The sequence below is a fragment of the Pseudomonas sp. GW531-T4 genome (assembly GCF_017349615.1).
In the GTDB taxonomy this organism is placed as follows: domain Bacteria; phylum Pseudomonadota; class Gammaproteobacteria; order Pseudomonadales; family Pseudomonadaceae; genus Aquipseudomonas; species Aquipseudomonas chlororaphis_I.
Genome location: NZ_JACMZT010000029.1, coordinates 68,059 through 79,781 on the forward strand (window position 1 = coordinate 68,059; position 11,723 = coordinate 79,781).

Here is an 11,723-nt window from a genome sequence, read left to right on the forward strand (position 1 = left end):
GTTCACGCGCAACATTTTGTCGAGGTGCCCAATGGCATCTCAAGGATCGATTTTACTAAAGGACTGAAACGGCAAAATCGGCGAAAAGTCGAAGTTTAGCTGGTAAATCCAGACTTCTTGCCGGAAACCCATACAACCTGCTCAAGCACACTCTGATCTGTGAAGGCCTGATAGGCGTGGCCGCCAGTAAAACGGATCAGTATCCTAGCACCTCCTCGCCCGTAGGCTAAGACCAAGCGGGCAGTCCAACAGGTTTAAAAAACGAATGAATGCTCTAGCCCGCCGCGCCGCAGGCCTGCTGCTCAGTACGGTTTGTCTGCCCCTTTCAGCCTTGGCTGCCGATCCACAACCCACCCACGAATTCAGCCTCGACAACGGCCTCAAGGTCGTGGTCCGGGAAGACCATCGGGCTCCGGTCGTGGTCTCCCAGGTCTGGTACAAAGTCGGCTCCAGCTACGAAACCCCGGGCCAGACCGGTTTGTCCCACGCCCTGGAACACATGATGTTCAAGGGCAGCGAAAAGGTCGGCCCCGGCGAAGCCTCGCTGATCCTGCGCGACCTGGGCGCCGAAGAGAACGCCTTCACCAGCGACGACTTCACCGCCTATTACCAGGTGCTGGCCCGTGACCGCCTGGGCGTGGCCTTCGAGCTGGAAGCCGATCGCATGGCCAGCCTGCGCCTGCCGCCGGACGAGTTCAGCCGCGAAATCGAAGTGATCAAGGAAGAACGCCGCCTGCGCACCGACGACAAGCCGATGTCCAAGGCCTTCGAACGCTTCAAGGCGATGGCCTACCCGGCCAGCGGCTACCACACGCCGACCATCGGCTGGATGGCCGACCTCAACCGGATGAAGGTCGAGGAGCTGCGCCACTGGTACGAGTCCTGGTATGTGCCGAACAACGCCACCCTGGTGGTGGTCGGCGACGTCACCCCGGACGAAGTCAAAACCCTGGCCCAACGTTATTTCGGCGCGATTCCCAAGCGCGCCGTGCCCGCGGCGAAGATTCCCCTGGAACTGGCCGAGCCCGGCGAGCGGCAGATCACCCTGCGGGTGAAGACCCAGCTGCCGAGCGTGATGCTGGCCTTCAACGTGCCGAGCATTGCCACCGCCGAAGACAAGCATTCGGTGCATGCCCTGCGCCTGATCGCCGCGCTGCTCGACGGCGGCTACAGCGCCCGCATCCCGACCCGCCTGGAGCGCGGCGAAGAGCTGGTGTCCGGCGGTTCGTCGAGCTTCGACGCCTACACCCGCGGCGACAGCCTGTTCCTGCTTTCGGCCATGCCCAACAGCCAGAAGAAGAAAACCATCGCCCAGGCCGAAGCCGGGTTGTGGAGTTTGCTCGAAGAGCTGAAAACCACCCCGCCGACCGCCGAAGAGCTGGAGCGCGTGCGCGCCCAGGTGATCGCCGGCCTGGTCTACGAGCGTGACTCCATCACCAGCCAGGCCACCGCCATCGGCCAGCTGGAAACCGTCGGCCTGTCGTGGAAACTCATGGACACCGAACTCGCCGAACTGCAAAGCGTGACCCCTGAAGACATCCAGAAGGCCGCTCGTACCTATTTCACTCGCGAACGCCTGAGCGTTGCCCACGTATTGCCTGAGGAGTCCGCTCATGAGTAAGCGCAAAAGCGCCAGCCCGGTCCTGCTCGGCCTGGCACTCGTGGCCCTGATCATCGCTGCCGGCCTTTATCTGCTGCGGGCGAACGAATCCAACGCCAGCCAGGCGCTGGACAAGGCCAAGAGCAGCCAGAAGCTGCAATCCCTGGCCGAGCTCGACGGCAAGGCCCCAAGCCGCCGCAGCCTCGACATCAAGACCTGGAGCACCGCCGAAGGCGCCAAGGTGCTGTTCGTCGAAGCCCATGAGCTGCCGATGTTCGACATGCGCCTGACCTTCGCCGCCGGCAGCAGCCAGGACGGCGACGCGCCAGGCCTGGCGATGCTGACCAACGCCATGCTCAACGAAGGCGTGGCCGGCAAGGATGTCGGCGCGATCGCCGAAGGTTTCGAAGGCCTGGGTGCCGACTTCGGCAACGGTGCCTACAAGGACATGGCCATCGCCTCCCTGCGCAGCCTGAGCGCACCGGACAAGCGCACGCCGGCCCTGCAACTGTTCGCCGATGTCGTCGGCAAGCCGACCTTCCCGGCCGACTCCCTGGCGCGCATCAAGAACCAGATGCTCGCCGGTTTCGAATACCAGAAGCAGAACCCCGGCAAGCTGGCGAGCCTGGAACTGATGAACCGCCTGTACGGCAGCCATCCGTATGCCCATTCCAGCGACGGCACCGCGCAGAGCGTGCCGCCGATCAGCCTGGCCCAGCTGCGGGCGTTCCACGCCAAGGCCTATGCCGCCGGCAACGTGGTGATCGCCCTGGTGGGCGACCTGTCGCGCAGCGACGCCGAGGCGATTGCCGCACAGATCTCCTCTGCCCTGCCCAAAGGCCCGGCGCTGGCGAAAATCCCGCAACCGACCGAGCCGCAGGCCAGCGTCGGCCATATCGAATACCCGTCCAGCCAGACCAGCCTGCTGCTGGCGCAACTGGGCATCGATCGTGACGACCCGGATTACGCCGCGCTGTCCCTGGGCAACCAGATCCTTGGCGGCGGCGGTTTTGGCACCCGGCTGATGAGCGAAGTGCGCGAGAAGCGCGGCCTGACCTACGGCGTTTATTCCGGCTTCAGCCCGATGCAGGCCCGTGGCCCGTTCATGATCAACCTGCAGACCCGCGCCGAAATGAGCGAGGGCACCCTCAAGCTGGTGCAGGACGTGCTCGCCGACTACCTCAAGACCGGCCCGACCCAGAAGGAACTCGACGACGCCAAGCGCGAGCTGGCCGGCAGCTTCCCGCTGTCCACCGCCAGCAACGCCGACATCGTCGGCCAACTGGGCGCCATCGGCTTCTACAACCTACCGCTGAGCTATCTTGAAGACTTCATGCAGCAGTCCCAGAGCCTGACGGTGGAGCAGGTCCGGGATGTACTGAACAAGCACCTGAGCGCGGACAAGATGGTCGTCGTCACCGCCGGTCCGACCGTGCCGCAAAAGCCGTTGCCGGCCCCTACTGAAAAACCCGCCGAGCAGCCGCTCGGGGTTCCGGAGCACTAATGGCCAGCCCATCGCGTCCCAGCAAGAAACCCGTCCACAACCAGCACAACGGTGTGGGCCAACTGCGCATCATCGGCGGCGAGTGGCGCAGCCGTCGCCTGAGCTTCCCCGATGTGCCGGGCCTGCGCCCGACCCCGGACCGGGTGCGCGAAACCCTGTTCAACTGGCTGGCGCCTTATGTCGCCGGGGCCAAGGTGCTCGACCTGTTCGCCGGCAGCGGCGCGCTGTTTCTCGAAGCCCTGTCCCGTGGCGCCGCCATGGGCCAGGCGCTGGATGCCAGCAACCTGGCCGTGTCGCGCCTGCGCGAGCACCTGGGCACCCTGCGCTGCACCGTTGGCCAGGTGCAGACCGCCGACGCCCTGCGTTATCTGGAAACCCAGCCGGCCAGCCGTTTCGACCTGGTGTTCCTCGACCCGCCGTTCCATCAGAACCTGCTGCCGGCCGCCTGCGCCCTGCTGGAAGAACGCGACTGGCTGGCCGACGACGCCTGGGTCTATACCGAAAGTGAAACCGCGCCGTCGACCCTCGGCCTCCCGGCGAACTGGCGCCTGCACCGCGAGCAGAAATCCGGGCAGGTGTACTACGCCTTGTGGCAACGTATGGCAGGGATCGCCGGTTAAACCACTGGCCTGAAAAGGTGCGCAGCCCCGCCGGGGACGCGCACCGCTGCTACGAGAATCACCGTGCCTACTCCGTCAGATCGCTTCATTCCCGCCTTCGGCCTCGGCAACCCGCACCTGCAAACCCTGTGGGGCCCGCTGTGGCGCAAGACCACTCACCTCGACCGCCAGCGCGAACGCCTGTGGCTCGACGACGGCGACTTTCTCGATCTCGACTGGCACGGCCCGCACACCGCCACCGCGCCCCTGGTGCTGGTGCTGCACGGCCTGACCGGTTCTTCCAATTCGCCTTACGTGGCCGGCCTGCAAAAGGCCCTGGCGAACCAGGGCTGGGCCAGCGCGGCGCTGAACTGGCGCGGCTGCTCGGGCGAGCCGAACCTGCTGCCACGCAGCTACCACTCGGGCGCCAGCGAAGACCTGGCCGCCGCCATCGACCACCTGCGCAGCAAGCGCCCGCTGGCCCCGCTGTTCGCGGTGGGCTACTCGCTGGGCGGCAATGTATTGCTCAAGCACCTGGGGGAAAGCGGCAGCGCCAGCCAGCTGCAAGGCGCCGTCGCGGTATCGGTGCCGTTTCGCCTGGACCAGTGCGCCGACCGTATCGGCCAGGGCTTTTCCAAGGTCTACCAGGCGCATTTCATGCGCGAGATGCTCGCCTACATCAAGGACAAGCAGCGCCAGTTCCAGCACGACGGGCGCCATGAGGGCCTGGCCGTGCTGGAGCGGCTCGGGCCGCTGGAAAAGCTGCGCACCTTCTGGGACTTCGACGGCCGGGTCACCGCGCCGCTGAATGGCTTTGCCGATGCCCAGGATTATTACCGGCGTGCCTCCAGCCGCTATTTCCTCGGGGAAATCCGCACACCAACCCTGATCATCCAGGCCGCGGACGATCCTTTCGTATTCCCCCACAGCCTGCCGGAAGCCCGCGAGCTGTCCGGCAGCACCCACTTCGAGCTGCAGGCCAAGGGTGGGCACGTCGGCTTTGTCGAGGGTTCGGTGAAGACGCCGGGTTATTACCTGGAACGGCGCATTCCCCAGTGGCTGTCCGGCCTGGGGCGTGAACCGCGATGAACAGCGGCCAGGGCGAATCGATCCGTTTCTGGCAAACCGCGCCCCTGGCCGGCGTGGAGTTGCTGGCCGCGCGTTATATCGAGCATCGCTTCGTGCCCCATGTGCATGACGGCTATGTGATCGGCATGATCATGGACGGCGCCCAGCGCTACCGTTATCGCGGCGCCGAGCACCTGGCGGGGCGCGGCACCCTGGTGCTGATCAACCCGGACGAGTTGCACACCGGCCACAAAGGCACCGAGGACGGCTGGCTGTACCGGGCGTTTTATCCGGACAACGCGCAAATCCTCGCCATGCTGGGCGAGCTGGAATTGCCCACCGACAGCCTGCCGGCCTTCGGCGCCACGCTGTATCGCGACCCCGATCTGGTCAGCGGCTTCTGCCAGTTGCATCAATTACTGGAAAGCCCGGCCACCGCCCTGCAACAACAGACCCTGTGGCGGGAAATGATGCTCTTGCTGCTGCGGCGTCACGCCGGGGTCAAGGCGCCGGGCAAACCCGGGCGGGAACACCGGGCGATCGTCCAGGCCAAGGAGTTGCTGCAAGCGCAACTGGCCGCCCCGCCGTCCCTGGAAGAACTGGCCGCGGCGGTCAATCTCTCGCCGTTTCATTTCGCCCGGGTATTCCGTCGCGCCACCGGCATGCCGCCGCACACCTGGCTGATGCAACAGCGCATCGCCCAGGCCCGGGCATTGCTGCGCGACGGTTGCCTGCCGCTGGAGGTGGCGACGCAATTGGGGTTCGCCGACCAGAGCCATCTGAGCCGGCAGTTCAAGCAGGTCTATGGCGTGGGGCCGGCGGCCTATCGCAGCGCCCGCCAGTCCCTCTGAAACAGCACCTGTCCCTGTAGGAGCGAAGCTTGCTCGCGAAAAATGTCTCAGGCGACGCGGTCCAGCAGAAACAACGCAGCGCCTGGATCGCGAGCCAGCTTCGCTCCTACGGTAAGGGGATTCAGTCGCCCGTGGCGACCGCGCGCTGCGGATCGGTGATCCATTCGCTCCAGGAGCCGGCATACAACTTGCCCAGGGGATAACCGGCCAGGCACAGGGCGAACAGGTTGTGACAGGCAGTCACGCCCGAGCCGCAGTACGCCACCAGTTCGGTCGGCGCACGCTCGCCCAGCTTCGCGGCAAAACGCTTCTTGAGCTGATCGGCCGGCAGGAAACGGCCGTCGCTGTCCAGGTTGTCGGTGAACGCCGCACATTGCGCGCCGGGGATATGCCCGGCCACCGGGTCGATCGGCTCCACCTCGCCGCGAAAGCGTGGCTGGGCGCGGGCGTCGAGCAGGGTCAGGGTCGGCTGGCCGAGACGTTTTTGCAGCTGCTCGGCACTCAGCAGCAGGGTTTTGTCGGGCTGGCCCGTGAAATGGCCGAGAACATTGGTCGGCGGATCCAGGCTCAACGGCAGGCCCGCGGCGTGCCAGGCTTTCAAGCCGCCATCGAGAATGAACACACCGTCGCGCTTGCCCAGCCAGGCCAGCAGCCACCAGGCGCGGGCGGCATAGGCACCGGGGCCGTCGTCGTAGAGCACGATGTCGCTGTCGGCGTCGATGCCCCAGGCCTGCAGGCGCGCGATCAGCGTCGCCGGTTCGGGTAGCGGATGGCGCCCGGTCACGCCCTTGATCACCCGGCCACTGAGATCGCGCTCCAGGTCGGCAAAGTGCGCGCCGGCCAGATGCCCGCTGGCATAACTGCGCTGGCCGTAATCCGGGTCTTCCAGGGCAAAACGACAATCGAGAATCACCAGCCCGGGCTGCTCCAGGCGAGCGGCCAATTGCTGTGGACTGATCAGTTGCGCGATGGGCATGACGGGCTCCAGTAATTGAACGATGACTTGATCCAGATCCTACTGCACTTCTTCCAGGGCTTGCGCCAGGGGCACGTAAAACTCGTCGTATAGCGCATCGACCGCCTCCCGGGCGTGGTCGGTGACAAATCCGGCCTCCAGCACCAGCACCTGGTACACCCCGCGCTTGATCGCTTCTTCGCTCAGGTGCGCGGAGTTTTCCCGGGTGGTGCACAAAAAACGCACCCAGGAAGTGAGGATGATCCAGGCATTGAGGGTCAGGGACTCGATCTGCACCTTGTCCATCCGCAGGATGCCGGCCTCGACGAAACCTTCGTAGATCGCCGTGCCGTGGATCAGGCAGCGCTGGGAGAAGCGTCGGTAACGGGCGGCCAGTTCGGCGTCGCTGTCGAGCAGGTGTTCCAGGTCGCGGTGCAGGAAGCGATAGCGCCACATGGCGGCCAGCAGCTCCTGCAGGTAATAGCGCTTGTCTTCCACGGTCACGCTGCGGCCCTGGGGCAGGCGCAGGAAGCTGTCGACCAGGGTTTCGTACTCGCAGAACAGCACAGCGATGATCGCCTGCTTGTTGGGGAAGTGGTAATACAGGTTGCCCGGCGAAATCTCCATGTGGGCGGCAATGTGGTTGGTGCTGACACTGCGTTCGCCTTGCTGGTTGAACAGCTCCAGGCTGTTCTGGACGATACGTTCGCGGGTTTTTATGCGTGGGGCCATGAGCGTGGGCTTTAATCGAGAAGGCATTGCCCGGCATCTTACGACCTATCCCCGATGGGATAAATCAAAGCTGGCCCGGGATCTCATTTGACATTTTAGAGTATAAACTCTAAAAATCTCCCACCCACAAAAACCGGAGCCGCCCATGTCTGCCGAAATCGCCTACTTGCCGGAAGCCCACCAGCAGCTGGATGAGCTCCACCGTCTGTTCGCTGTCCAGCGCCAGGCCTTCGCGGCCAACCCCATGCCACCGGCCGCCCAGCGCCAGCAATGGCTCAAGAGCCTGCGCGACCTGCTCGACAGCGAACGCCAGGCCCTGATCGAGGCCATCAGCGAAGATTTCAGCCATCGCAGCGCCGACGAAACCCTGCTCGCCGAAATCATGCCCAGCCTGCAGGGCATCCACTACGCCAGCAAACACCTCAAGGGCTGGATGAAACCTTCGCGGCGCAAAGTCGGCGTGGCCTTCCAGCCGGCCTCGGCCAAGGTCGTCTACCAGCCATTGGGCGTGGTCGGGGTGATCGTGCCGTGGAACTACCCGCTGTTCCTGGCCATCGGCCCGCTGGTCGGCGCGCTCGCCGCCGGCAACCGGGTATTGCTCAAGCTCAGCGAATCGACCCCCGCCACCGGCCTGCTGCTCAAGCGCCTGCTGGCCAAGGCGTTCCCCGAGGACCTGGTCGCCGTGGTGCTGGGCGAAGCCGACGTGGGCGTGGCCTTCTCCCGGCTGCCTTTCGATCACCTGCTGTTCACCGGCGCCACCAGCGTCGGCAAGCACGTGATGCGCGCCGCGGCGGAAAACCTGACCCCGGTGACCCTGGAGCTGGGCGGCAAGTCCCCGGCCATCGTTTCCGACGACGTGCCGCTCAAGGACGCCGCCGAACGCATCGCCTTCGGCAAGACCATGAACGCCGGCCAGACCTGCGTCGCCCCGGACTACGTGCTGGTCCCGGAACACCGCGTCGGCGCCTTCGTCGACGCCTATCGCCAGGTGGTCCGGGGTTTCTTCCCGACCCTGGTCGACAACCCCGACTACACGGCGATCATCAACCCGCGGCAACTGGCGCGCCTGAACAGCTACATCAGCGACGCCACCAGCAAGGGTGCGCTGCTGATCCCGCTGTTCGAGGAAAACCAGGAGCGGCGCATGGGCCACAGCCTGATGCTCAATGTCAGCGACGACATGACGGTGATGCAGGACGAGATCTTCGGCCCGATCCTGCCGATCGTGCCCTACACCGGCCTGGACCAGGCCTTCGCCTACATCAACCAGCGCCCTCGCCCCCTGGCGCTCTACTACTTCGGCTACGACAAGGCCGAGCAGGAGCGGGTACTCAACGAAACCCACTCGGGCGGGGTCTGCCTCAACGACACCCTGCTGCACGTCGCCCAGGACGACATGCCGTTCGGCGGCATCGGCCACTCGGGCATGGGCCATTACCACGGTCACGAAGGCTTCCTGACCTTCAGCAAAGCCAAGGGTGTACTGAGCAAGCAGCGCCTGAATGCCGCGCGACTGATCTACCCGCCTTATGGCAAACCGATCCAGAAGCTGATCCAGAAGCTGTTCATCCGCTAACCAGACCATTGCCGGGTAATAACAATAATGACTCCCAGCCTGCCTGCAGCACCCGTACTGTCGCGCCGTGGCCTGTTGAAAATTGGCCTGTGCGCCAGCGCGTTCCTGACCACCGCCGGCCTCGGCGCCAGCCTCAGCGGCTGCTCGTCCGGCACCGCGGCCAGCGGCTTTACCGCATTGCGCAGCAGTGACCTGCCGGTGCTGCGGGCGCTGATCCCGGTCATGCTCGACGGCGCCGTGGCTGCCGAGAAGCTGCCGGCGGCGCTCGACGCCACCCTGAACAGCCTGGATCACAGCCTCGACCACTTGTCGCCTGAGATGCTCAAGCTCACCCGCCAGCTGTTCGACGTGCTGGGCATGGGCATCACCCGCGGCCCCCTGACCGGCATCTGGGGCAGTTGGGAAAACGCCAGCGCCGAAGACATCCGGCACTTCCTCGAACGCTGGGAAAACAGCTCCCTCAGCCTGCTGCGCATGGGCCACGCGTCCCTGCTGCAACTGGTGATGATGGCCTGGTACAGCCGCCCCGAATCCTGGGCCCATTGCGGTTATCCCGGGCCGCCCAGGATCTGACACCCGTAGCCGCTGCCGCAGGCTGCAATAAGCCCCGCAGGGGCTTGCTTTGCAGCCGATCGCAGTCTGCGGCAGCAGCTACAGAAATACAGAACAACTAGAGAGCGCCTGATATGCCCGTACCCGATCTGTTTCGCGAAGGCCTGGCCCGAGGCTGGAAAACCTACAACGGCTCGCAATTGCAGGAGGACCTGACCCTCGAAGCGGATGTCGCCATCATCGGCAGCGGCGCGGGCGGCGGCACCAGCGCCGAGATCCTCAGCGCCGCCGGCTACAAGGTGCTGCTGATCGAAGAAGGGCCGCTCAAGACCAGCGACGACTTCAAGATGCTCGAGGACCAGGCCTACGCCAGCCTCTATCAGGAAGGCATCGGCCGCATGAGCAAGGATGGCGCCATCACCATCCTGCAAGGCCGCGCGGTCGGCGGCACCACCCTGATCAACTGGACCTCCAGCTTCCGTACCCCCGAGCCGACCCTGGAGCACTGGGCCAAGGAGCACGACGTCAAGGGCCACAGCCCGGCCGAGATGGCGCCCTGGTTCGAAAAAATGGAGCAGCGCCTGGGGGTCGCTCCGTGGATCATGCCGCCCAACGCCAACAACGACGTGATCAGGATCGGCTGCGAGAAGCTCGGCTACAGCTGGCACGTGATCCCGCGCAACGTGCGCGGCTGCTGGAACCTCGGCTATTGCGGCATGGGCTGCCCGACCAACGCCAAGCAATCGATGATGGTCACCACCATCCCCGCAACCCTGGAGAAAGGCGGCGAACTGCTGTACCTGGCCCGCGCCGAGCGCTTGCAGATCAAGGGCGACCAGGTCGAGAGCCTGCTCTGCCTGGCCATGGACGAGCGCTGCGTGGCGCCCACCGGGCGCACCATCAAGGTCAAGGCCCGGCACTACGTGCTGGCCGGTGGCGGCATCAACAGCCCGGCCCTGCTGCTGCGCTCCGACGCGGCCGATCCGCACAAACGCCTGGGCAAACGCACCTTCCTGCACCTGGTGAACTTCTCCGCCGGGCAGTTCGACCAGGTGATCAACCCGTTCTACGGCGCGCCGCAGTCGATCTACTCCGATCATTTCCAGTGGCAGGACGGCGCCACCGGCAAGATGTCCTACAAGCTCGAGGTGCCACCGCTGCAACCGGCGCTGGCCGCCACCCTGCTCGGCGGTTTCGGCCCACAGAGCGCCCTGAACATGCAGCAGTTGCCCCACACCCACGCCATGCTCGCGCTGCTACGCGACGGTTTTCACCCGGACAGCAGCGGCGGCAGCGTGGAACTGCGCGGCGACGGTTCGCCGGTGCTCGACTATCAGGTCTCGGACTACGCCTGGGACGGCGTGCGCCGGGCCTTTCACAGCATGGCGCAGATCCAGTTCGCCGGCGGCGCCAAGGCGGTCATGCCGATGCACAGCGATGCCCGCTACGTGAAGACCCTGGCCGAGGCCAGGACCCTGATCGACGGCCTGAACCTTGCGCTGTACCGCACCCGCCTGGGCAGCGCCCATGTGATGGGCGGTTGCGCCATGGGCGAAGACCCGAAAAACGCTGTCGCCGACAGCCTGGGCCGCCATCACCAACTGGCCAATCTGTCGATCCACGACGGTTCGCTGTTCCCCACCAGCATCGGCGCCAATCCGCAATTGTCGGTCTACGGCCTGACCGCGCAACTGGCCACGGCCCTGGCCGAACGGCTGAAAAGCAGGTGAAAACGCCGCTTATTTTCGTCGTCTATAGTGCTTTCTTCCGTTACAGGCGACTTGGCCGACCGGAAAGGCTGCGATACCATCCGACTCCCCAACGGACTCCCGCCAGGACGACGCGATGAACCGAGTGTTGTACCCAGGTACCTTCGACCCTATTACCAAGGGCCATGGCGATCTGGTCGAACGCGCCTCGCGCCTGTTCGATCATGTGATCATCGCCGTCGCCGCCAGCCCGAAGAAAAACCCGCTTTTTCCCCTGGAACAGCGTGTGGAACTGGCTCGCGAGGTCACCAAGCATCTGCCGAACGTTGAAGTCGTCGGTTTTTCCACGCTGCTCGCGCATTTCGCCAAGGAGCAGAACGCCAATGTCTTCCTGCGGGGGCTGCGGGCGGTTTCGGACTTCGAATACGAATTCCAGCTGGCCAACATGAACCGCCAACTGGCGCCGGACGTGGAAAGCCTGTTCCTCACGCCGTCTGAACGTTATTCGTTCATTTCCTCGACCCTGGTCCGGGAAATCGCGGCATTGGGCGGCGATATCAGCAAGTTCGTGCATCCG

11 protein-coding genes are annotated in these 11,723 nt (G+C 64.9%); 9 read left to right on the forward strand and 2 right to left on the reverse strand.

Features of this window, described 5'->3' with window-relative positions; translation table 11 throughout:
• Positions 1-265 precede the first annotated feature (265 nt).
• The 5 genes from J4D28_RS21445 (at position 266) to J4D28_RS21465 (ending at position 5,622) form a co-directional block, all read left to right on the forward strand.
• Positions 266-1,621 carry a pitrilysin family protein gene (locus tag J4D28_RS21445; RefSeq protein ID WP_103331445.1) on the forward strand — a complete coding sequence of 452 codons (1,356 nt, stop codon included), beginning with the start codon at positions 266-268 and terminating at the stop codon, positions 1,619-1,621.
• Positions 1,614-3,104, forward strand: a complete 1,491-nt coding sequence (locus tag J4D28_RS21450) for a pitrilysin family protein (RefSeq protein ID WP_103331444.1) — start codon at positions 1,614-1,616, stop codon at positions 3,102-3,104. Before J4D28_RS21445 ends, J4D28_RS21450 begins: the two co-directional genes overlap by 8 nt.
• On the forward strand, positions 3,104-3,724 hold the full coding sequence (gene rsmD / locus J4D28_RS21455; protein ID WP_103331443.1) for a 16S rRNA (guanine(966)-N(2))-methyltransferase RsmD: 621 nt from the start codon (positions 3,104-3,106) through the stop codon (positions 3,722-3,724). The genes J4D28_RS21450 and rsmD overlap by 1 nt, the downstream gene beginning before the upstream one ends.
• A 63-nt stretch (positions 3,725-3,787) precedes the next feature.
• The gene (locus J4D28_RS21460; RefSeq protein WP_009051330.1) at positions 3,788-4,792 is read left to right on the forward strand and encodes a hydrolase; all 1,005 of its coding nucleotides are present in this window, start codon (positions 3,788-3,790) and stop codon (positions 4,790-4,792) included.
• Positions 4,789-5,622, forward strand: coding sequence for an AraC family ligand binding domain-containing protein (locus J4D28_RS21465; protein WP_009051331.1), 834 nt, complete (start codon positions 4,789-4,791; stop codon positions 5,620-5,622). The genes J4D28_RS21460 and J4D28_RS21465 overlap by 4 nt, the downstream gene beginning before the upstream one ends.
• Before the next feature lie 121 nt (positions 5,623-5,743).
• Here the strand turns inward: J4D28_RS21465 and J4D28_RS21470 are convergent, their stop codons facing one another.
• Both J4D28_RS21470 and J4D28_RS21475 read right to left on the reverse strand, forming a co-directional pair.
• On the reverse strand, positions 5,744-6,598 hold the full coding sequence (locus tag J4D28_RS21470) for a sulfurtransferase (RefSeq protein ID WP_028683543.1): 855 nt from the start codon (positions 6,596-6,598) through the stop codon (positions 5,744-5,746).
• 39 nt (positions 6,599-6,637) lie between these two features.
• Entirely contained in the window at positions 6,638-7,309 is a 672-nt protein-coding gene (locus J4D28_RS21475) for a TetR/AcrR family transcriptional regulator (RefSeq protein WP_016704832.1), read from the reverse strand.
• Positions 7,310-7,454: 145 nt separating this feature from the next.
• Between J4D28_RS21475 and J4D28_RS21480 the strand changes: the two genes are divergently transcribed.
• From J4D28_RS21480 to coaD, 4 genes are all read left to right on the forward strand, one after another.
• Positions 7,455-8,885: a coniferyl aldehyde dehydrogenase gene (locus J4D28_RS21480; RefSeq protein WP_028683542.1), complete on the forward strand. Its 1,431-nt coding sequence runs from the start codon at positions 7,455-7,457 to the stop codon at positions 8,883-8,885.
• 27 nt (positions 8,886-8,912) lie between these two features.
• Complete coding sequence (locus tag J4D28_RS21485; protein ID WP_028683541.1) at positions 8,913-9,458, forward strand: hypothetical protein; 546 nt, start codon at positions 8,913-8,915, stop codon at positions 9,456-9,458.
• A 113-nt stretch (positions 9,459-9,571) separates the two neighbouring features.
• Positions 9,572-11,167 carry a GMC family oxidoreductase gene (locus J4D28_RS21490; protein ID WP_103331442.1) on the forward strand — a complete coding sequence of 532 codons (1,596 nt, stop codon included), beginning with the start codon at positions 9,572-9,574 and terminating at the stop codon, positions 11,165-11,167.
• Between the two features lie 115 nt (positions 11,168-11,282).
• On the forward strand, positions 11,283-11,723 hold a 441-nt coding region (gene coaD, locus J4D28_RS21495), incomplete at its 3' end, for a pantetheine-phosphate adenylyltransferase (RefSeq protein WP_207246444.1).

Coding starts and splice junctions, on each gene's coding strand:
- J4D28_RS21445 (WP_103331445.1), top strand. CDS start 266: ATGAATGCTCTAGCCCGCCGCGCCGCAGGCCTGCTGCTCAGTACGGTT.
- J4D28_RS21450 (WP_103331444.1), top strand. CDS start 1,614: ATGAGTAAGCGCAAAAGCGCCAGCCCGGTCCTGCTCGGCCTGGCACTC.
- rsmD (WP_103331443.1), top strand. CDS start 3,104: ATGGCCAGCCCATCGCGTCCCAGCAAGAAACCCGTCCACAACCAGCAC.
- J4D28_RS21465 (WP_009051331.1), top strand. CDS start 4,789: ATGAACAGCGGCCAGGGCGAATCGATCCGTTTCTGGCAAACCGCGCCC.
- J4D28_RS21470 (WP_028683543.1), bottom strand. CDS start 6,598: ATGCCCATCGCGCAACTGATCAGTCCACAGCAATTGGCCGCTCGCCTG.
- J4D28_RS21475 (WP_016704832.1), bottom strand. CDS start 7,309: ATGGCCCCACGCATAAAAACCCGCGAACGTATCGTCCAGAACAGCCTG.
- J4D28_RS21480 (WP_028683542.1), top strand. CDS start 7,455: ATGTCTGCCGAAATCGCCTACTTGCCGGAAGCCCACCAGCAGCTGGAT.
- J4D28_RS21485 (WP_028683541.1), top strand. CDS start 8,913: ATGACTCCCAGCCTGCCTGCAGCACCCGTACTGTCGCGCCGTGGCCTG.
- J4D28_RS21490 (WP_103331442.1), top strand. CDS start 9,572: ATGCCCGTACCCGATCTGTTTCGCGAAGGCCTGGCCCGAGGCTGGAAA.